This is a genomic window from Blautia sp. AF32-4BH, assembly GCF_003460565.1.
GTDB classification, from domain to species: Bacteria; Bacillota; Clostridia; order Lachnospirales; family Lachnospiraceae; genus Fusicatenibacter; species Fusicatenibacter saccharivorans.
Genome location: NZ_QTVL01000001.1, coordinates 412919 through 433475 on the forward strand (window position 1 = coordinate 412919; position 20557 = coordinate 433475).

General features: G+C 49.5%; 17 protein-coding genes and 1 riboswitch. Of the genes, 13 read left to right on the forward strand and 4 right to left on the reverse strand.

The features are described 5' to 3' along the window. Positions 1–577 precede the first annotated feature (577 nt). Positions 578–771: riboswitch (cobalamin riboswitch) on the forward strand. A gap of 294 nt (positions 772–1065) precedes the next feature. Further along, positions 1066–2370 (forward strand): sirohydrochlorin cobaltochelatase, encoded by a 1305-nt coding sequence (locus tag DWZ44_RS01975; protein WP_117804106.1) that lies wholly within the window; start codon positions 1066–1068, stop codon positions 2368–2370. 139 nt (positions 2371–2509) lie between these two features. Beyond that, the gene (locus DWZ44_RS01980; RefSeq protein ID WP_022462174.1) at positions 2510–3121 is read left to right on the forward strand and encodes a hypothetical protein; all 612 of its coding nucleotides are present in this window, start codon (positions 2510–2512) and stop codon (positions 3119–3121) included. Between the two features lie 111 nt (positions 3122–3232). Here the strand turns inward: DWZ44_RS01980 and DWZ44_RS01985 are convergent, their stop codons facing one another. Further along, positions 3233–3691, reverse strand: coding sequence for a DUF2798 domain-containing protein (locus DWZ44_RS01985; RefSeq protein WP_055218568.1), 459 nt, complete (start codon positions 3689–3691; stop codon positions 3233–3235). A gap of 360 nt (positions 3692–4051) precedes the next feature. Between DWZ44_RS01985 and DWZ44_RS01990 the strand changes: the two genes are divergently transcribed. Next, positions 4052–4876, forward strand: a complete 825-nt coding sequence (locus DWZ44_RS01990) for a TrmH family RNA methyltransferase (protein ID WP_117804171.1) — start codon at positions 4052–4054, stop codon at positions 4874–4876. A 91-nt stretch (positions 4877–4967) separates the two neighbouring features. Here DWZ44_RS01990 and DWZ44_RS01995 read toward each other — a convergent pair whose 3' ends face one another. Next, positions 4968–5474: a helix-turn-helix domain-containing protein gene (locus tag DWZ44_RS01995; protein ID WP_158565812.1), complete on the reverse strand. Its 507-nt coding sequence runs from the start codon at positions 5472–5474 to the stop codon at positions 4968–4970. Beyond that, positions 5401–5868 carry an AraC family ligand binding domain-containing protein gene (locus DWZ44_RS02000; protein ID WP_158565813.1) on the reverse strand — a complete coding sequence of 156 codons (468 nt, stop codon included), beginning with the start codon at positions 5866–5868 and terminating at the stop codon, positions 5401–5403. Before DWZ44_RS02000 ends, DWZ44_RS01995 begins: the two co-directional genes overlap by 74 nt. A 350-nt stretch (positions 5869–6218) precedes the next feature. Here DWZ44_RS02000 and DWZ44_RS02005 point away from each other — a divergent pair, with 350 nt between their 5' ends. Then, the gene (locus DWZ44_RS02005) at positions 6219–7763 is read left to right on the forward strand and encodes an alpha-amylase family glycosyl hydrolase (protein ID WP_117804109.1); all 1545 of its coding nucleotides are present in this window, start codon (positions 6219–6221) and stop codon (positions 7761–7763) included. A 58-nt stretch (positions 7764–7821) separates the two neighbouring features. On the opposite strand, the gene DWZ44_RS02010 is transcribed toward DWZ44_RS02005, so the two are convergent. Further along, entirely contained in the window at positions 7822–9873 is a 2052-nt protein-coding gene (locus DWZ44_RS02010) for a HelD family protein (protein ID WP_117804110.1), read from the reverse strand. A 136-nt stretch (positions 9874–10009) separates the two neighbouring features. On the opposite strand from DWZ44_RS02010, the gene sigK reads away from it, so the two are divergent. The 9 genes from sigK to DWZ44_RS02055 all read left to right on the forward strand — a co-directional run bounded on the left by sigK (position 10010) and on the right by DWZ44_RS02055 (position 20492). Further along, complete coding sequence (gene sigK, locus DWZ44_RS02015) at positions 10010–10636, forward strand: RNA polymerase sporulation sigma factor SigK (RefSeq protein ID WP_022462180.1); 627 nt, start codon at positions 10010–10012, stop codon at positions 10634–10636. Between the two features lie 195 nt (positions 10637–10831). Next, positions 10832–12355, forward strand: coding sequence for a YifB family Mg chelatase-like AAA ATPase (locus tag DWZ44_RS02020; RefSeq protein WP_117804111.1), 1524 nt, complete (start codon positions 10832–10834; stop codon positions 12353–12355). 3 nt (positions 12356–12358) lie between these two features. Then, positions 12359–13228, forward strand: a complete 870-nt coding sequence (dprA, locus tag DWZ44_RS02025) for a DNA-processing protein DprA (RefSeq protein ID WP_022462182.1) — start codon at positions 12359–12361, stop codon at positions 13226–13228. Positions 13229–13595: 367 nt separating this feature from the next. Beyond that, on the forward strand, positions 13596–15677 hold the full coding sequence (topA, locus tag DWZ44_RS02030; RefSeq protein WP_117804112.1) for a type I DNA topoisomerase: 2082 nt from the start codon (positions 13596–13598) through the stop codon (positions 15675–15677). Positions 15678–15935: 258 nt separating this feature from the next. Further along, a complete protein-coding gene (codY, locus tag DWZ44_RS02035; RefSeq protein WP_022462184.1) occupies positions 15936–16757 on the forward strand; it encodes a GTP-sensing pleiotropic transcriptional regulator CodY in 822 nt (273 codons plus the stop codon). A gap of 346 nt (positions 16758–17103) precedes the next feature. Beyond that, positions 17104–17388: a co-chaperone GroES gene (groES, locus tag DWZ44_RS02040; RefSeq protein ID WP_022462185.1), complete on the forward strand. Its 285-nt coding sequence runs from the start codon at positions 17104–17106 to the stop codon at positions 17386–17388. Between the two features lie 36 nt (positions 17389–17424). After that, on the forward strand, positions 17425–19050 hold the full coding sequence (groL, locus tag DWZ44_RS02045; RefSeq protein ID WP_022462186.1) for a chaperonin GroEL: 1626 nt from the start codon (positions 17425–17427) through the stop codon (positions 19048–19050). Between the two features lie 268 nt (positions 19051–19318). Continuing rightward, entirely contained in the window at positions 19319–19990 is a 672-nt protein-coding gene (locus tag DWZ44_RS02050; protein WP_022462187.1) for a hypothetical protein, read from the forward strand. Then, positions 19983–20492, forward strand: coding sequence for a DUF6106 family protein (locus DWZ44_RS02055; RefSeq protein WP_022462188.1), 510 nt, complete (start codon positions 19983–19985; stop codon positions 20490–20492). Before DWZ44_RS02050 ends, DWZ44_RS02055 begins: the two co-directional genes overlap by 8 nt. Positions 20493–20557 lie beyond the last annotated feature (65 nt).

Below are 20557 nucleotides of genomic sequence, written 5' to 3' on the forward strand. Positions count from 1 at the left end.
TTGAAACGATTGGCAATATAACAGATGAAGCAGTTCAAAAGTATATAAAAGAGCAAGCAGAAGAATCGAGACGAGAAGATTCGAGTAGTACCGCTTTATAGCGGGCCAGCAAAAGTGCTTGCGATACCGCCCTTTGGGGCGAATAGTAACAATAGCCCTTTGGAGGGCTAATAATAAACCACCAGTTGAACTGGTGGTTGCTAACTTAGAGGATTTGAAGGGAGGAATAACTAATTGACGTTGGCGGAATTTATGGTAAGATAAAAGGGCAGGATACAAATACCGAGGATATTCTGCGAGTTCAGACTTAGGTCTGTGAGTTGAAAAACATTTTTGAATAAGTGTTAGACAAAAAGCATTAGAAAATATTCTAGTGCTTTTTATTTTAGTATTTATGTTATACAACAATGTAAACTTTACATTATTGTATAAGTATAAAAATATAATTTGTATTGTGTCCACGATGAACGTCGCGAATGTGGTATATGAAATGGAAAATGGCCGGATTTCCTGATTTTACGGCACTTGACAGAGAAAAGATGATGTGCTACACTAACAGTCGTTAAAGAAAAGACAATTAAATATCGATGTGTAAGGTGTCGGACATACGTGTCCGGTGAAAAGGGAAGCAGGTGTGAATCCTGCACGAACTCGTCACCGTATTTTGCAAGCAGGGGAATGATCCACTGGGAAACCGGGAAGGAGATCGATGCGCTGGAGTCAAATCCTGAAGCAATGAGCCGGGAGACCTGCCTTTCGCAGTACAGGAACGTTACGTTCGTGTCACGAGGAACTGGCAGTACAAAACAGGAAAGCGGACATTTGCCCCACAGCGGGTGAAATGGTTTTCTTTGTGATGAAAATACTGGAAGCCCCTCGTTGAAAAACGAAAGGGCTTCTTTCTATTTACGCGGGCAACGAGCCAAAGTCCGTGCTTGCACGAGACCTTAGCGACTGCCGCGATAACTTGAGAAACTCGCGGAGCGTATTTCTCATAGTTTGAAATGTAAAACGTCCCCGATATTGGTTGTTGCAAAGATACCAGCAAATGGGAGGAAAACAAAAATGAAAAAGAAACTTGTAGTCGCTTTAATTTCAGCAGCTATGGTAACATCTATGCTCGGCGCATGCGGAAGCAGCAACACATCCAGCAACAGCGCAAGCAGCACAGCAACAAGCAGCGTAAGTGCATCTTCCGCATCTGAGGAAGACACCACAGTAGCAAGCAGCAGCGTAAGCGCATCTTCTGCATCTGAAGAGGTATCCGCAGATGCAGACCAGGAGGCAGCAGATAAAGTGGCAGCTTTGATTGACGCAATTTATGTACAGGAAAGAAATGATAACACCGACGAGCAGTGCAAAGAAGCAAAAGAGGCATGGGATGCCCTGACAGACGCGCAGAAGGAACTTGTAGAAGGCGAGAACGCAGATCCGGATTACTTCGGAAGAGACACAGGTGATGCATCCAAGGATGATCCGTTAAACGGAGACGAGATCGGCGAGAATGAGCTTCTGGTTGTAAGCTTTGGTACTTCCTTCAACGACAGCCGTGCTGAGGATATCGGAGGCGTTGAGAAAGCTCTGCAGGCTGCATATCCGGACTGGTCCGTAAGACGTGCCTTCACCGCACAGATCATCATCAACCATGTACAGGCCCGCGATGACGAGAAGATCGACAACGTGGATCAGGCACTGGAAAGAGCCGTAAGCAATGGCGTGAAGAACCTGATTATCCAGCCGACTCACCTGATGCACGGAGCAGAGTACGATGAGCTGAAAGAAGCAGTAGATGGCTACAAGGATAAATTTGAGTCCGTAACCATCGCAGAGCCGCTGCTTGGCGAGGTTGGAAGTGACGCTACCGTAATCAACGAGGACAAACAGGCCGTTGCAGAAGCAATCACGGCACAGGCAGTAAAATCTGCAAATTATGACAGTCTGGATGCAGCAGCAGAGGACGGCACTGCTTTCGTATTTATGGGACATGGCACTTCCCACACTGCAAAAGTAACCTACAGCCAGATGCAGACACAGATGGATACTCTTGGATACAAAAACGTATTCATCGGAACCGTTGAGGGCGAGCCGGAAGAGACCGCTTGCGAGAACGTGATCGAGGCAGTAAAAGCAGCCGGATACAAGAAAGTAATTCTTCGTCCGCTGATGGTTGTTGCAGGTGACCACGCAAACAACGATATGGCAGGCGAGGATGAGGATTCCTGGAAGAGCCAGTTTGAGGCATCCGGTGCATTCGATGAGATCGACACTCAGATCGAAGGTCTTGGAAGAATCGATGCTGTTGAGCAGCTGTATGTACAGCACACCAAGGCAGCTATGGACGGCAACGGCGTTCAGGACGATGCTGAATAATTAGGGGTTGTATTCCGAACGTAAAATAGAGTAAAATAAGATCCGGCAGTACGGCTGAAGAGACTCAGTGTGCTGTCGGATTTTAAGTTGAGCGGATGAAAAAGATCCGCTTCAAGGTGATACAAGGAGGAAATTTATTATGAGAAAAAAATTGGCAGTTCTTTTTCTTGGAGCAGCACTGACTGTATCCATGCTCGGCGCATGTGGCGGAAAGGATGCAGCGTCATCTTCTGCATCTGCAGTATCTGCGTCTTCTGCGGCAGACGCATCTTCCGCTTCTGTACAGGATGCATCTAAGGCAGAGAGCAGTACATCCACATCAGATGTTTCAGCAGAAAGCGCATCGGCAGCGGAGACTGCAGGAGAAAGCAGCGCATCAGAGCTGGAAGACGGTACGTATACGGCAGACTTCAATACAGACAGCAATATGTTCCATGTCAATGAAGCAAAAGAAGGAAAGGGTGTCCTGACGGTAAAAGACGGAAAAATGACCATCCACGTCAGCCTGGTATCCAAAAACATTGTCAATGTCTTTGTGGGAACAAAAGAAGAAGCACAGGCAGACGGCGCAGAGCTGATCGAGCCGACCACAGATGAGGTAACGTATTCTGACGGAACCACAGATGAAGTGTACGGCTTTGATATCCCGGTAGAAAAACTGGACGAGGATTTCAATGTTGCGATCATTGGTAAAAAAGGAACCTGGTATGATCATGTAGTCAGCGTATCCAATCCGGTACCACAGGAGTAATCCGGGAAAAAACAAAAAGATATCCACAGAAGGTGAACCATTTTGCACCGTCTGTCCACAGAAATTGTGGACAGAGAGGGGAAAAACGGTTCCCTTTGTGGATATCTTTTCTTATTTCTCCGGAAACAGTTTGCAGAACAGAAAACGGATGAAGGGTCCGCAGTACATGAGCTGCCAGAAGAAGGCAACCGGGAAATTTAAGAACGTGGTCTGGAGCCAGACAGCGACAAATTCTTTTCCGGCATTTTTAAACAGCAGTGTTGCAATAAAACTCATAATCGGACACATAATAGCAATAATCATAATGGAAATTGCCAGCGTGATTACGATCGGACGATCCTGCGGTGTTACCATGCAAAAAGCTAATTTGTGAGCCAGATGATCCACGAGGAAAAACTCGAGGATAAAAGCGGCCGGCCACATGATCATCATCTCGTGAAACGCCATCAGAAAGACCTGATTTGTCATTCCGCCGATGTTCATGGAAATGTTGTAGCAGATCATGGCATAGACCATCAGAAAGGACATCATGAGGGTAAATACAACGTTTTGAAATTTTGTTTTTGGCATCGATTGTTCTCCTTTTCTTTGCGTTTTTTGAAAAATGGGCGCAAAAAAGACACATGTGTTGTTCGTTAACCAAGCAATGCACTTGTGCCGTTTCCAATCTGATACCAATCTTTTCTGCAGTTTTTAATTTTGAACCGTCGATTATTATAACGTCTCCGGCGGCGTTTGGCAAGAGGAAATTGAGAAATTTTTTAAAAAGACAGATAAACAAGAAAATTCGATGCGTGCTGGAAGCACGGTTTGGCGAATGGTGCGGGGAACGGCACCGGCGGGAAAAAGAATGGATTGCGAAACGGGAGCGGGATTGCTACAATAGAACATAGTGAAAACAAAGAGAAAACGCAAAAGGAAATCAATATTATGTCAGAGATCAGAAAAATCGAAAACTTTGCGGCGCCAGAGCTCGACGTGTATGCGCGTCTTTCAGAACCGCAGTTATTGCACTATTATGAACCGCAGCCAGGCCTTTTTCTTGCGGAGAGTCCGCGTGTCATCGAGCGTGCGCTGGATGCCGGATATGAACCGGTTTCGTTCCTTGTCGGAAGCGCAGAACTTGCCGCAAACGAAGCACTCTTTGCGCACTGCCCGGACGCGCCGGTCTATACAGCAGAGACGAAGGTGCTGGAACAGCTCACAGGCTTTGCCCTCACGCGCGGCATGCTCTGCGCGATGCACCGCCGCACGCTTCCGGCTATGGAGGAAATCTGCCGGAATGCCCGCCGCGTGGCGATCCTGGAAAATGTCGTGAACCCGACGAATGTCGGTGCGATTTTCCGTTCTGCCGCCGCACTTGGCATCGATGCCGTGCTCCTCACATCAGGCTGCAGCAACCCGCTGTACCGCCGTGCCATCCGCGTGAGCATGGGAAATGTCTTCCAGGTCCCGTGGACCGTGCTGCCAGGCGGCAGTTACTGGCCGGAGCAGGGAATTGCTGCACTGCAGGAACTTGGATTTTATACCGTTGCGATGGCATTAAAAGAAGACTCCGTGCCGATGGATGATCCGTCGTTAAAAACGCATGAAAAGCTCGCCATTCTGCTCGGAACCGAGGGTGACGGACTGGCAAGTGATACGATCGCTGAAACAGATGCAACCGTGCTGATTCCGATGACACACGGTGTGGATTCACTGAACGTCGCTGCGGCGAGCGCTGTCGCATTCTGGGAGCTGGCGGGAAGAAGATAAAGATGTTCCGTCGGTACCGGAGATTACGGAATAAAAATAGGATCAGAGATAGATTTTCGGGATGCATATTTTGATGCATCCCTTTTTGAATTTACGGATTTTGAAATTCCTTCCGATACATCTGCGGCGTACATCCCACTTTGTTTCGGAACTGCCGGTTGAAGTTGGAAAGGTTGCGGAAACCATTGTCGTACGCGATTTCGGACACACTCCGCGTCGTACTGCGCAGCGCCTCGCAGGCGGCTTTGATCCGAAGCTGTGTCAGATATTCAACGGCCCCGAGTCCGAAGGTCTGCTTAAAACAGCTCATAAAATAGCTTTTGCTCAAATGCGACAGCCTGGCAAGTTCCTCTATGGTAATCGGGTCGGCGAAGTGCTCCTGGATATAGGCGAGCACAGGCCGCAGGTTTTCAGCAGCCGCAGGCATGGCGGGACGATCGGTGCAGAGTTCCGGCGATGCGGCGAGCAGATAGAAGAAGCGGAGCAGCTCACTTTTCAGCAGAAGATCGGAGACAGCAGAGTTTTCACGGATGCAGCGGAAAATCTGATGGACGGATGCAGCGGAAAATCTGATGGACGGATGCAGAAAGTGCAGCATAACCGGAATGTTCGGGTGAAATCGGTGCCTGGATGCGGCGCCGGGCGGAGAAAAACGGCTGCAGAATTTCCATGTAGCTGCGGTCGTCATACCCGCCGATCAGCATATTCTGGTGGAAAACAATCGTATCATAAAACATCGACTCCTGCTCGGCGGGCAGAATGGCATGTACGAGGTTCGGCTGAATCAGAAAAATATCACCGGCATGCGCCGTAAGCAGACGGTCCTCATACTGAAAATACCCCGTTCCGCGTTTGATATAATTCAGCTCCATCTCCCCGTGCCAGTGTAGCGGTACGCCGGGAAAATAGTCGGGCATCCGGCAGTCATAATAACTGTAGGGAACCTGCATGGAGCCGTGCTGGCGTTTTTCTTTCGCAGCAGAAAGCATCATAAAATCCTCCTCCAAAAAGCATGTCCGTAAAATGCCGGAAATGGCAGAGCGTGGCATGGATAAAATCAGTTAATGTTCACTCAGCAGTGAAACACTTGCTGTTTCGCTGCGTAAGAAAGTGATTCAGGTGTGAGCAGCCCTCCTTTTGCGAAGCAAAACTTTAAATGAGGGGTGCGAAGGTTACAGTTCGCTGGGTACCAGTGAACTGTAACTAAAATCATAGAATAGTATTAGAATGAAATAGGAAATTACTGGTATTTCAGCGGATACAGTAGTAATATATCATATAGAAACACTTGCTGCAACGACGAAAATACAGCAGAAATAAGAGTGAAAGAGGAAAAGAAAAAATGTCAAAATGGTTAGATAACGCAGTATTTTATGAGATTTACCCGCAGTCCTTCAACGACACCAACGCCGACGGAATCGGAGATTTCCAGGGTATCATTGAAAAATTAGACTACATCAAGGAACTGGGCTGCAACGCCATCTGGATCAACCCGTGCTTCCTGTCCCCATTCGGTGATGCAGGATACGATGTCGCAGATTACTGCCGCGTTGCACCGCGCTACGGAACGAATGAGGATCTGAAGAGAGTTTTCGAAGAGGCACACAAACGTGACATGCACGTTCTGCTCGACCTGGTTCCGGGCCATACATCTGTTGAGCATCCATGGTTCAAAGAATCCATGAAAGCAGACCGCAATGAATTTACAGACCGCTACGTATGGACCAATAACGTATGGGAAGCACCGGAAGGAATGGGAAGCCTGCGCGGCATTTCCGAGCGTGACGGCGCCTGCGCCATCAACTTCTTCTCCAACCAGCCGGCCCTGAACTACGGCTTTTATCAGCCGGATCCGGAAAAACCGTGGCAGCAGTCCTTTGATGATGAGGGACCGCAGGCAACGCTGGCAGCGATGGAAGATGTCATGAGATTCTGGCTGAACATGGGCTGCGACGGCTTCCGTGTCGATATGGCGGGCTCCCTGGTAAAGAACGATCAGGAAGGCAAAGGAACCATCCGCCTGTGGCAGCAGGTACGGAAATTCCTCGACGCCGAGTTCCCGGATGCAGCCATGGTATCCGAGTGGGGCGAGCCGGACAAATCCTTACAGGGCGGCTTCCACATGGACTTCCTGCTTCACTTTGGACCGTCCCATTACAACGATCTGTTCCGCTGCGATGAGCCATTCTTCTCCAAACGCGGAAAAGGAGATATCTCTGAGTTTGTAGAGACCTACAAAACCAACTACAATAAGACCGCACAGAAAGGCCTGATCTGCATCCCGTCCGGAAACCATGATATGGACCGCCTGGCACGCCGTCTGCAGGGGGATGAGCTGAAAATTGCTTTCGCTTTCCTTCTTTCCATGCCAGGTGCGCCGTTCATCTACTACGGTGATGAAATCGGTATGCGCTACGTCGAAGGCCTGAAATCCGTTGAGGGCGGATACAACCGCACCGGTTCCCGTTCTCCGATGCAGTGGGATGACAGCACCAACGCAGGATTCTCCAGCGCACCGGCCAGTGACCTCTACATCACCATGGACCCGGGCAAAGACCGTCCGACCGCCAAAGCACAGATGGCCGATCCGGATTCCCTGTACCACGAAGTTAAAAAACTCATCGAGATCCGCCAGAGCAGCAAAGCACTCTTAAGCCGCGGAACCATCGAGTTCGTTTATGCAGAGAAAAACCAGTATCCGCTGGCATACGTCCGTGAGGCTGAGGGTGAAAAAGTCCTCGTTATCATCAACCCATCCGACAAAGAGCAGTCCTTCCCATACAGTGCAGAGCTGAAGGATGCCCTCTACACGATCGGAGGAAAAGCAGAATCCAAAGACGGAACCATCACCATCCCGGCACAGTCCGCAGGATTCTATCATATCTGATCGAAAATAAAAATGACAGGGAGATCCAATCGAATTTTTTCGGAGGATCTCCCTGTTTTTAAATATGATACACTCTCAGCTCATGCAATGCCCTGGTCGCTGCAATATACTGCGCCTGCATCATTATCTCCCGTTTCTCGTCCTTCGGGAAAATAGAGAACACCTGATCAAACTCCAGCCCTTTCGCCAGATAAAATGTGGTAACCGTCAGTCCTTTCTTAAAACTGGAGCTGTCACGGTTCAGCCAAGAAAGCCGCTTTTCACAGTCAAAATCTTTTTCTGCCAGAATCTCCCGCAAAATCAAATAAGCCCGTTCCGCCGTCTTCTCATCCGGTACAATCACCGCCGCCGTCTCATACGTTTTCTCATCTGGAAACAGCGTATCCACTGCCTCCCGCAGAGCCGCCTCAAGATCCGTGACATCCCGTTCCAACACCGGCATTCCGTGCCGTTCAAACAGCTCCAGATCCGTCACGCCAATGAGATTTGCCGCATACGACGCAATTTCCACCGTATTCCGATAACTCTTCCGCATCTCAATCCGCCGCAGATCCTTCCCGAAAATCCCCGGTAAAAACTGCAGTACATCCTGCTGCTGATCCGCCATCGTCTGCGCCCGGTCGCCGAGAATCGTCATCTTACAGGAAAACATCCGCCGGATAATCAGATACTGGAGCCGCGAATAATCCTGCATTTCATCAATCACCAGATGCTTAATATTCGACCGCTCCGCCTGCCGCGACAGGCGGTACTTCAGATACAGAACCGGATACACATCCTCATACCGCAGTTTCCGCTTCTCCAACGGCCGCCGCGGCAGCGTCTGATATCCCTCTTCCTTCAGAAAACGATTGTAGAGAACATAAAAATCCATCGTCTCATACATCTTCTGGAATTTTTCGATGAGCGGAATCCGCTCCTCCTCCGGCAGATCCCGGTTCAGCAGCGTCTCGATCTCGTCAATAAACGTCTCCGCCACCGCATCCATCCGCGAGAGCAGCGGAATATCCGCAAACTTGTCATAAAACAGCGTAATAATCTCCGATTCTGACTTCACAAACGACTTATACGAAACGTCTGAGAAATTCATCAGCTCGTCCTCAAGCTCCAGCGCAAATCCCTCCATCTGGTCCACAAACGCCTGCGACTGTTTTAAAGCAAACCGTTCTGCGGCTTTTGGATCCCGCATCTCCCGCTCAATCTGATCACAGCGGTCCTCACAGTCCGCCGCCGTGTCCTGTAATTTGCGGTAAGCAAAGAGATCAAAACTCATTTCCTGAATATTCTCCTCACCGAGCTCCGGCAGAATATGTGAAATATAATCCGAAAATACCCCGTTCGGCGATAAAATCAGAATATTCGAAGACTTCAGATTCTGTCTGTCATGATACAAAAGGTAGGCAATCCGATGCAGCGCCACCGATGTCTTGCCGCTTCCCGCCGCTCCCTGAATTACCAGAATCCGGTCCTTCGTATTGCGGATGATCGCATTCTGTTCCTTCTGAATTGTGCGGATAATATTCTTCAGCTGTACCTCGCCGTTGCTGCCAAGCTCCGCCTTTAAAATATCATCATCAATTTTCACATCACTCTCAAATCCGTAAATCATCTTTCCATCCCGGATCTTATACTGCCACTTGGAACAGATTTCCCCTGTCATCTCGCCGCCCGGCGCCAGATAGGAAGCCGGCCCGCGGTCAAAATCGTAGAAAAGACCGCTGACCGGGCTTCTCCAGTCGTAAATCAGCGGCAGCTCGCCCGGCCGCTCCGCAAAATTGCCGATGCCGATATAGAAAATTTCCGGCTCATCATCCCCGTCATAGCAGAAATCCACACGCCCGAAGAACGGAGAATCCAGCATTTTCCGGAAGCGGCTCCGCAGAAGAAGCTGCTCCTGATTCGCATTCACCTGATGCAGCAGCGCCTGCTGATTGTCGTAATCCTCATATCCGTACTGGTCCATCTCGGTATAGTTCTGCCAGTAATAATCGTGCATATTTTCAATCTCTTTCTGTCCGTCCAGCAGAGACTGGCTGATCTCGGCAAGACGCGCCTGCAGCTTTTCCAGCACAAAAGAAAGATATTCCTGTCCGTTTTTCTGGTCTGTCATAAAAGGAAACCTCCTCTTAAAAATATAATGTCGAGTGCCGGAAAACCCGGCTGATCTTATCAGTATAGCAGACAGGCACGTTTCCTGCAATTCAAACATAAAATAAAGAAAAATCCCCTTTGAGGTGCCGCTTTTCTTGGAACCCTTTTTAAAACCACTGTCTGCACAGGAAGAAAAAAGCTGTCTGGATGCGTATCAGAGGGGCGATACAAAAGCCAGAGACATTCTGGTCGAGCGGAATCTGCGCCTGGTCGCGCACGTTGTGAAAAAGTATCAGGGCCTGCCCGATGATCTCGACGATCTGATTTCCATTGGAACGATCGGCCTCATCAAGGCGGTGATGACATATGATTCGAAAAAAGGAAACCGGCTGGCCGCATACGCCGCCCGCTGTATTGATAATGAGCTGCTGATGTATCTTCGGAGCAAAAAGAAAACGGCACGGGAGATTTCCCTCTACGAGCCGATCGGAACCGACAAGGAGGGAAATGAGATCCATCTGCTCGACATCGTGGAGGGCGGCGGGGAGGATATCGCGGAACAGTACAACCGGAAAGAGGACGCGGTGCGGCTGTACTGTTATCTGGATTCGGAATTAAAAGAGCAGGAAAAACAGGTGCTTCTTCTCCGGTACGGCCTTGGCGGAAAAGCAGAATACACACAGAAACAGGTCGCTGCCCGGCTCGGCATCAGCCGTTCGTACGTGTCGCGGATCGAGAAGAATGCAATTGAAAAGTTGCGGTTACGGTTTGCCGCTTCGTAAATGCTTGACATTTCAAACGGACTGCTTCTATAATAAAGGGTAAGGAAATCAGGTGCAGAAAAGGTTTCCTTATCCTTACTTTTTCGAACAAAAATCAAAGATAATATCTTCCCGGTGTTCTTGCCGGACATTTTCCCAAAATGAAAAATAAATAGGAACTATACGACCTGCTACTGAAAGAAAAGGAGGTTTTCTTTGTATTGCAGTGTATTATCAGCCACCGTCTCGGGCATGGAGATGATTCCGGTGCAGGTGGAGGCGGATGTCAGTGACGGCATGCCGCAGTTTACGATGGTCGGCTACGTGAGTGCCCAGGTAAAGGAGGCGCAGGACCGCGTGCGGACAGCCCTCAAAAACATGGGAATTTCCCTGCCGCCGAAACGAATTACGATTAATTTATCCCCGGCGGACGTCCGAAAAGAAGGATCGCGTTTCGATCTTCCGATTGCAGCGGGCGTTCTGATGACGCTCGGCCGGATTCCGCCCGGGTCACTCCGGAAAACGATGGTGCTCGGCGAACTCGGCCTTGACGGCCATGTGCAGGAGATCAGCGGTGTATTTCCGGCAGCGGCGAAGGCGCGGGAGCTTGGATGCACAACGCTTCTTGTTCCGGCCGGAAATGCCGCGGAAGGGGGTCTGGTCGGCGGGCTTCACGTCGTTGGAATCCAGAATTTACAGGAGCTTTTGAACTACTGCTGTGAAGGGAAAATGCCGTCGCTTCCGTCTATAGAAAATCAAAAGAAGGAGGACGGAAAAGAGCCGGACTTTTCCGAAGTGCAGGGCCAGACGGCGGCGCGGCGGGCGGCGCTCATCGCTGCGGCCGGATTTCACAATCTGCTGATGCTGGGGCCGCCGGGCAGCGGAAAATCCATGATCGCAAGGCGGATTCCGACGATCATGCCTCCGATGTCTGAGGAGGAGCAGATGGAAGTAACGCGGATCTACAGCATCGCCGGAATGCTTGCCAAAGGAGAGGGTGTCCGCCGGGAGCGGCCCTTCCGTGCTCCGCATCACACGATATCGCCGCAGGCTCTTGCAGGCGGCGGAAAACAGCCGTCCCCGGGCGAAATTACGCTGGCACACCGCGGCGTTCTCTTCCTTGATGAACTCCCGGAGATGACGCGCACAACCATTGAGATCCTGCGCCAGCCGCTCGAGGAGCACCGGATTGTGATTTCCCGTGTCAGCGGAAACTATGTGTTCCCGGCGTCATTTCTGATGGTGGCGGCAATGAACCCCTGCCCCTGCGGCTTTTACCCCGACTTATCGCGCTGTACCTGCGCACCCGGCGACATCAGCCGGTATCTCTCGAGAGTCAGCCAGCCGTTCCTCGACCGCATGGATCTCTGCGTGCAGGTGGAAGCACTTTCCTACGAGGATCTGCACGGCGAGGGGCGGTGCGAATCCTCGGCCAAGATGCGGGAAAAAGCGACGGCAGCGGCGGAAATTCAGGCGGCGCGCTACCGGCAGGAGTCGATTCATTTCAATAGCGAACTGAAAGCAGGCCAGATCGAGAAATACTGTATTCTGGAAAAGGCAGCGGAAGAGCTTTTAGAGGATGCCTTCCGCCGCCTGCGCCTCAGCGCGCGTTCCTACCACGGGATTATCCGCACCGCGCGGACAATTGCGGATCTGGACGGGGCGGTCAAAATCGGCGTGCCGCATATCAGCGAGGCGATCTGCTTTCGGAGCGCCGACAAAAGTATATGGAGGATCTGACGTATGGCGATGGAAATCTTTACAGTCGGCCGCGGGCAGGAGGGCTATCCGGAGCGGCTTATGCCGTTCGCGGACATGCCGTCCCGCCTTTTCGTGCGGGGCGCGCTGCCGGCGGATGAGCAGAAAACAGCGGCGATTGTGGGCGCGCGGATATGTACGGCGTACGGAAAGAGCCAGGCGGCCTTTTTCGCGCAGGTGCTGGCGGCAAACGGCGTGGCGGTGATCAGCGGACTGGCGTGCGGAATCGACGCGGCGGCGCACGAGGGGGCACTGCGTGGAAAGGGAAAGACGTTTGCCGTGCTTGGCTGCGGCGTGGATATCTGCTATCCGAAACAGAATTACCCGCTGATGCGGCGGATGCTGGAAAACGGAGGCGGTGTCTTAAGCGAATTTCCGCCGGGCGCAGAGCCGCTTCCGTGGCATTTCCCGATCCGCAACCGCGTGATCAGTGCGCTGGCAGATGTCGTTCTGGTAATTGAGGCAAAAGAGAAGAGCGGCTCGCTCATTACGGCGGACTACGCGCTGGAGCAGGGAAAAACGGTATTTGCCCTGCCCGGACGGACAACGGATGCGACAAGCCGCGGCTGCAACCGCCTGATCGCGCAGGGAGCGGAAATTGCGATTTCACCCGAAACGATTCTCGAGGAGCTGGGCGTGAAAAAGGCCGGGACAAAAAGAGCCGCACCGCGTCCGCGCTATGGAAAAGAGGCGGAAATGGTTCTGAAAACACTCGCGGCAGAACCGCAGAATCTTGCACAGCTTGCCGGCAGCACCGGAATCCCGCTGCAGGAGCTGACCGGCATTCTGCTGGCACTCGAAATTGACGGCGTTATTGCGGAAAATCCGCCGGGCGTGTACATGGCGTTATCGTAAAAGGGACGAGGAAAAGAAAGGTTTTGTGATATTCCGCCCGGTGCACAATTATAATAGAAGAAAAAGAAAAAAGGGGGCTCTTCTGCGCCGCGTGCATGTCTGAAAAAGGAAAAAGAAAAGAAAAAAATCAGGAAAAATCGTTAAAAAATAGAAAAAATCCTGTTATTTTGTCGGGAAACATCGAAAAATGGTACATTTTAAAAATGGAAAACACTTGCAAGAAAAAACTTTTTGGTGTATAGTCAGTGGAAGTTACGACTAATTTAGGAATTATTCTGGAATTTGTAATGATGCAGAACTATGCGATATGAAAAACGCAATATAGATCTGGACAGTTATAAAAATATGTATTCAGGAGGCATCAGAGGTGGCAAAATATCTTGTAATAGTGGAATCACCGGCAAAAGTCAAGACGGTGAAAAAGTATCTCGGGGCAAATTACGAAGTTGCAGCATCTATGGGCCATGTGCGCGATCTGCCGAAAAGCCGGCTTGGAATTGATGTAGAACATGACTTTGAACCAAAATATATCACCATCCGCGGAAAAGGAGAGCTTCTGGCATCTCTTCGAAAAGCCGCAAAAAAAGCAGATAAAGTTTATCTCGCAACTGACCCTGACCGCGAGGGAGAGGCAATTTCCTGGCATCTGTCGATTGCGCTGAATCTCGATGAGAACAAGATGCGCCGCATCACCTTCAACGAGATCACAAAATCAGCAGTCAAAGCGTCGATCAAACAGGCACGCGACATCGATATGAACCTGGTGGACGAGCAGCAGGCGCGCCGCTGCCTCGACCGTATGGTAGGTTATGAAATCAGTCCATTGTTATGGAAGAAAATCAAACGCGGACTTTCCGCCGGCCGTGTGCAGTCCGTTGCACTGCGCATCATCGGCGACCGCGAGGATGAGATCAATGCGTTCATTCCGAAAGAATACTGGACACTGGAAGCAGATCTGAAAATTCCGGGCGAGAAGAAACCGCTCGTCGCAAAATTCCACGGAAAAGGCAGTGAAAAGATGGCGGTCGAGACGAAAGAGCAGCTCGATGAAATCTTAAAGGGACTGGAAAATGAGACCTTTACCGTATCCGAAGTGAAAAAAGGAGAGCGTTCCAAGAAAGCGCCGCTTCCGTTCACCACGAGTACCCTGCAGCAGGAAGCATCGAAGGTGCTGAACTTCTCCACGCAGAAGACGATGCGTCTGGCGCAGCAGCTCTACGAGGGCGTGGAAGTAAAGGGAAAGGGAACGATCGCTCTGATTTCCTATCTGCGTACCGATTCTACACGAATCAGCGAGGAGGCCGATGCGGCAGCACGTTCCTTTATCCAGGAGCAGTACGGCACAAAATATACCGCAAGCGGGGACACGACGGAGAATAAAAACAGCAAGGCACAGGATGCGCACGAGGCCATCCGTCCGACCGATGTGACGAATACACCGGTAATGGTAAAAGAATCCCTGCCAAGAGATCTGTTCCGCCTGTATCAGCTGATCTGGAAACGCTTTGTGGCAAGCCGCATGCAGCCAGCCGTCTATGAGACAATTTCCGCACGGATCAATGCAGGAGAGTATCTCTTTACAGCAGCTTCCTCCCGTCTGGCATTTGATGGTTTCATGTCCGTTTACACCGATCCGGATGAGGAAAAGAAAGAGAAAAACGCCGCTGTCCGGAGCCTGGAGGCAGGAACGGAGCTGGCACTGGAAAAGATGGATCCGCAGCAGCACTTCACACAGCCGCCGGCACACTACACCGAGGCATCCCTTGTCAAAACACTTGAGGAACTCGGTATCGGCCGTCCAAGTACGTATGCGCCGACCATCACAACGATCATCAACCGCCGTTACGTGGCAAAGGAGAACAAGAACCTTTACATGACAGAGCTCGGCGAGGTGGTCAACAACATGATGAAAGAGGCATTCCCGAGCATCGTGGATGTCAACTTTACGGCAACGATGGAAGCTTTGCTCGACAGGGTTGGAGATGGAAGTGTTCCGTGGAAGACAGTAGTCGAGAACTTCTGGCCGGATCTCTATGAGGCGGTCACAGAGGCAGAAAAGAACCTCGAAGAAGTTAAGGTAGAGGATGAGGTGACAGATGTCATCTGCGAGAACTGCGGCCGCAACATGGTGGTCAAATACGGCCCGCACGGAAAATTCCTCGCCTGCCCGGGATTCCCGGACTGCAAGAACACGAAGCCGTATCTGGAAAAGATCGGTGTTCCGTGTCCGAAGTGCGGAAAAGAAGTGATCCTGCGCAAGACGAAAAAAGGACGGAAATATTATGGATGCGAAAACAATCCGGAATGCGATTTCATGTCCTGGCAGAAACCGTCTGCCAAGAAATGCCCGCAGTGCGGCGGCTATATGCTGGAAAAAGGCAATAAGCTGGTCTGCGCGGACGAGCAGTGCGGCTATGTAGAAGCACGCGAAAAGAAAGACGAAGACTGAGAATGACAAAGCGGTCTGTACTGGTGAAAAACTGGTGCAGGCCGTTTTTTTGCTTATCGCGGCGGAAAAACAGGAAGATCCGAAAAAATTTAGCATGAATTTTTATAAAATTTATAGTTTTCTGAAAAATATATTGATTTCCGGAAAACTACATGATAGAATGAGCTTAGTTTTAAGGGTTGTCTGAAAAAGGCATCAGTGTGCATTTTTTTCGGCGGATACGCCAAAAAATGCAGAAAATAAAGAAAGGAGAAGAACATGAGCGTACAACTGCTGGATAAAACCAGAAAAATCAACAAACTGCTTCATAACAATCACTCCACGAAGGTCGTGTTCAACGATATCTGTGAAGTCCTGATGGAAACGTTAAGTTCCAATATCCTGGTGATCAGTAAAAAAGGAAAAGTGCTGGGCATCAGCCTTTGCCCGGGCGTGGAAGAAATTACGGAGCTGATCGAGGATAAGGTGGGCGGTTATGTCGATGCCGCATTAAACGAGCGTCTCCTCGGCGTACTCTCCACAAAAGAGAACGTCAATTTACAGACCCTCGGCTTTGAGCGGCCTGGTGTAGAGCGCTACACCGCAATTATCTGCCCGATCGAGATCGCCGGAGAACGCCTTGGTACCGTATTTATGTACCGCTGCACCCCGCAGTACGATATCGACGATATCATCGTCAGTGAGTACGGCACAACCGTTGTCGGACTGGAAATGATGCGTTCCGTCAACGAGGAAAATGTGGAGGAAAACCGCAAGGTTCAGGTGGTTAAATCCGCATTCAACACGCTGTCCTTCTCCGAACTGGAAGCCATCATCCATATCTTTGATGAACTGAACGGGGATGAGGGCATTCTGGTTGCAAGCAAAATTGCAGACCGCGTCGGCATCACAAGATCCGTCATCGTAAATGCCCTCCGCAAATTCGAGAGCGCAGGCGTCATCGAGTCCCGTTCCAGCGGTATGAAGGGAACGTATATCAAGGTATTAAATGATTATATCTTTGATGAACTCGACGAGATCAAAGCAAGAAAGAACCTGAAAGGAAAGGGCGATGCCCATCCGGACGAGGCGAAAAAATAAAAAAGTGGAATGTAGAAAAGAATCGGAGCCGTTTAAGAATGGCGCCGTTTCTTTTTGTGCAAAAAGCATTCGGGGAGCGGAAAAAAATGGTATCATTCCCGTTTTTAGGAATAAACTATAATTAGATTCTAAAGAGAGTATAAAATATGAAAAAATTGCCAAAATAAGAAAAAACGAGGAAATAAGAGAAATTAAGAGTTATTACGAGAGAAAAAAAGAGAATTACAAAATTCATGCATTTGCGAAATGAGGTGGAAAACACTATAGTAAGAACCATCAAGTAGCACTCGAATGAACTGAGTGCTAATAAATAAAACTGAATGAAATCTTGAAGGAGGAAACATAAATGAAGTTAGTACCTTTAGGTGACAGAGTTGTATTAAAAGAGTTAAAAGCAGAGGAAACCACAAAATCCGGTATCGTACTTCCGGGACAGGCACAGGAGAAACCGCAGCAGGCTGAGGTTATCGCAGTAGGACCTGGAAAAGTAGAAGACGGCAAAGAAGTAAAAATGGAAGTTGCAGTCGGAGATCAGGTAATCTATTCCAAATATGCAGGAACCAACGTCAAACTGGAAGATGAAGAGTACATCATCGTAAAACAGGATGACATTCTGGCAGTTGTAAAATAAAGAATAATCAAGTAAAAATCAGGAGGCATGACAATCATGGCAAAAGAGATTAAATATGGAGCAGAGGCAAGAAACGCTCTTCAGAATGGTGTAAACCAGCTTGCAGATACCGTACGTGTAACCCTTGGACCGAAAGGAAGAAACGTTGTTCTGGACAAACAGTACGGCGCTCCGCTCATCACAAACGATGGTGTTACGATTGCAAAAGAGATCGAGCTGGCAGACGGCTTTGAAAACATGGGCGCACAGCTCATCAAAGAAGTTGCTGCAAAGACCAACGACGTAGCAGGTGATGGTACCACAACCGCAACCGTTCTGGCACAGGCTATGGTAAACGAAGGAATGAAAAACCTGGCAGCAGGTGCGAACCCGATCGTTCTTCGTAAGGGAATGAAGAAAGCAACCGATAAAGCTGTTCAGATCCTTGCAGAGATGAGCCAGCCGGTAGCAGGCAAAGAGCAGATTGCAAAAGTTGCAGCTGTTTCTTCCGGAAGCGAAGAAGTAGGCCAGATGGTAGCTGACGCTATGGAAAAAGTTTCCAAAGACGGCGTTATCACCATCGAGGAGTCCAAGACCATGCAGAACGAGCTGGAGCTGGTAGAAGGTATGCAGTTCGACCGTGGATATATCTCCGCTTACATGTGCACCGATATGGAGAAAATGGAAGCCGTTCTCGACAATCCATATATCCTGATTACCGATAAGAAACTGTCCAACATTCAGGAAGTTCTTCCGCTGCTGGAGCAGATCGTACAGAGCGGCGCAAGACTGCTGATCATCGCTGAGGACGTAGAGGGCGAGGCTCTCCAGACACTCGTGATCAACAAACTGCGCGGAACCTTCAACGTAGTAGCTGTCAAAGCACCGGGATACGGCGACAGAAGAAAAGCAATGCTCGAGGATATCGCAATCCTGACCGGCGGCCAGGTGATCTCCGAGGAAGTTGGTCTGGAATTAAAAGACGCTACTCTGGAAATGCTCGGACGTGCAAAATCTGTTAAAGTTCAGAAAGAGAACACCGTTATCGTTGACGGCGCCGGCGCAAAAGATGCCATCGCAGCAAGAATCGGCCAGATCAGATCCCAGATCGAGGAGACCACTTCTGAGTTCGATAAAGAGAAACTGCAGGAGAGACTGGCAAAAATGGCAGGCGGCGTAGCTGTTATCCGTGTAGGTGCAGCAACCGAGACCGAGATGAAAGAAGAAAAACTCCGTATGGAGGATGCTTTAAATGCAACGAGAGCAGCCGTAGAAGAGGGTATCATCGCAGGCGGCGGTTCTGCATACATTCATGTAACAACACAGCTTGCAGAGCTGATTGACAGCCTGGACGGCGACGAGAAGATCGGTGCAAGAATCGTACAGAAAGCACTCGAGGCTCCTCTGTTCCACATCGTAACAAACGCAGGTCTGGAAGGCGCTGTTGTGATCAACAAAGTAAAAGAGTCCAAAGTAGGTGTTGGATTTGATGCATACAACGAAGAGTATGTAGACATGATCCAGGCTGGTATCCTTGATCCGGTTAAGGTTACCAGAAGCGCACTGCAGAACGCTACCAGCGTTTCCGCAACCCTGCTGACCACCGAGTCCGTAGTTTCCACCATCAAAGAGCCGGCTCCGGCTATGCCGGCAGGCGCAGACGGCGGAATGGGAATGATGTAATTTCCGGGATAAAAATGTCTGGTAAAACAAAATAAGAAAACCGGCTGGCAAAGACCGTAGCGGAACATGGGTTCCGAAGTCCTGTCTTTGCCGGCCGGTTTTTTAGTGGAAAGTTTTTCTTCCATTTCGCATGGCTCTGAATCGTTACAAAAAATTTCAGAAAGTTTTCATGCTTTCGCCGGGCGGCGTATATGGACGCTTCCGGCGTTTTATGCTATACTAATTTGTAGGATGTTGGGGGAAATACAACAAAGGAGAAGAAACACACATGGCAAGTCGTTATGAATCCGACATGACAAGGAAGGAGAAGATGCAGCTCGAAAAAGAGAAGCTGTCGAAAATGAATTTTAAAGAGAAACTGGCCTATATCTGGGAATACTACAAGGCTGTCATTTTCGGCATCATCGCTGTTATCTTCATCATCGGCACGATTGTGAATATCCATGAAAATGCGAAGTATTATGACCTCGTGAGCATTGCCGTAGTGGATTACGCAGGACTGCAGGATGTAAGTCCGATCGAGGAGGACCTAAAAGAAGCGCTCGGAACCGGAGATAAGTACGAAAAGGTAAGCATCGATACGAGCTACAGCTTCGGTGAAAACCTGGAAAACGCGGATTACAACACGCTGATGAAATTCACAGCCGTGATTGCCGCACAGAGCATGGATGTTCTGATCTGTTCACAGGCCGTGTACGACAACTACAGCAAAGACGATTATTTTCTGGATCTGTCCACACTGTTTGACGAAGCGACGTGTGAGAAGTACGGGATAAAGGCGGGAGATACCTGCCTCGATATTTCCAAGCTGAAGAAATACCAGGATATGGGCCTTACGTACTATGAGCCGTGTTACCTGACCGTTGTGGTCAACTCCAAGAACACGGACAATGCAGCAAAACTGATCGAATATCTTGAGGAGGATGGAGTAAATGAGTGATCTGTACACAGAAGTGCTGGTGAAAAAACAGCAGACAGGAAAAGACAAGGCGATCAAAGGAGTTCTGATCTTCTTTACCGTTCTTTTTGCAGCCGCAGGAATTATGATGAATCCGCTGATTCTGCTTCTTGCGCTGGTACTTGGAATCGTAGACTATATTTTTATCCCGAAGCTTTCGGTAGAGTTTGAGTATCTGTACGTCAACGGCGAGCTCGACATCGACCGTATCTATTCGCAGTCAAGAAGAAAAAGAGCCGCAAGCTATGAGCTTTCCAACATGGAAATCCTGGCTCCGTACCAGTCCCATCAGCTCGATTCCTACAAAAACAATCAGAGCATCAAACGTTACAACTATTCCTCCGGAATCGAAGGACAGGGCCACAAACCGTATGCATTTGTGATCTCCAAGGACAACACAATGCAGATGGTGATCTTCGAACCGGATGAAGTGATGTTAAAAGATATCCGCAACCGCGCACCAAGAAAAGTATTTATGGATTGACAGCTTTTTTGTTTTGTGTTAAATTAGGTGATAAATCAAAAAGACTTAAGAAGAAAGGAAGATAA

Bases quoted from the DNA above. Each gene is read 5' to 3' on its own strand.
- dprA (WP_022462182.1), top strand. From the start codon at position 12,359: ATGGCGATGGAAATCTTTACAGTCGGCCGCGGGCAGGAGGGCTATCCG.
- DWZ44_RS01985 (WP_055218568.1), bottom strand. From the start codon at position 3,691: ATGCCAAAAACAAAATTTCAAAACGTTGTATTTACCCTCATGATGTCC.
- groES (WP_022462185.1), top strand. From the start codon at position 17,104: ATGAAGTTAGTACCTTTAGGTGACAGAGTTGTATTAAAAGAGTTAAAA.
- DWZ44_RS02000 (WP_158565813.1), bottom strand. From the start codon at position 5,868: ATGATGCTTTCTGCTGCGAAAGAAAAACGCCAGCACGGCTCCATGCAG.
- DWZ44_RS01980 (WP_022462174.1), top strand. From the start codon at position 2,510: ATGAGAAAAAAATTGGCAGTTCTTTTTCTTGGAGCAGCACTGACTGTA.
- DWZ44_RS02050 (WP_022462187.1), top strand. From the start codon at position 19,319: ATGGCAAGTCGTTATGAATCCGACATGACAAGGAAGGAGAAGATGCAG.
- DWZ44_RS02010 (WP_117804110.1), bottom strand. From the start codon at position 9,873: ATGACAGACCAGAAAAACGGACAGGAATATCTTTCTTTTGTGCTGGAA.
- groL (WP_022462186.1), top strand. From the start codon at position 17,425: ATGGCAAAAGAGATTAAATATGGAGCAGAGGCAAGAAACGCTCTTCAG.
- DWZ44_RS02005 (WP_117804109.1), top strand. From the start codon at position 6,219: ATGTCAAAATGGTTAGATAACGCAGTATTTTATGAGATTTACCCGCAG.
- DWZ44_RS01975 (WP_117804106.1), top strand. From the start codon at position 1,066: ATGAAAAAGAAACTTGTAGTCGCTTTAATTTCAGCAGCTATGGTAACA.
- DWZ44_RS01990 (WP_117804171.1), top strand. From the start codon at position 4,052: ATGTCAGAGATCAGAAAAATCGAAAACTTTGCGGCGCCAGAGCTCGAC.
- DWZ44_RS01995 (WP_158565812.1), bottom strand. From the start codon at position 5,474: ATGCTGCACTTTCTGCATCCGTCCATCAGATTTTCCGCTGCATCCGTC.
- DWZ44_RS02055 (WP_022462188.1), top strand. From the start codon at position 19,983: ATGAGTGATCTGTACACAGAAGTGCTGGTGAAAAAACAGCAGACAGGA.
- codY (WP_022462184.1), top strand. From the start codon at position 15,936: ATGAGCGTACAACTGCTGGATAAAACCAGAAAAATCAACAAACTGCTT.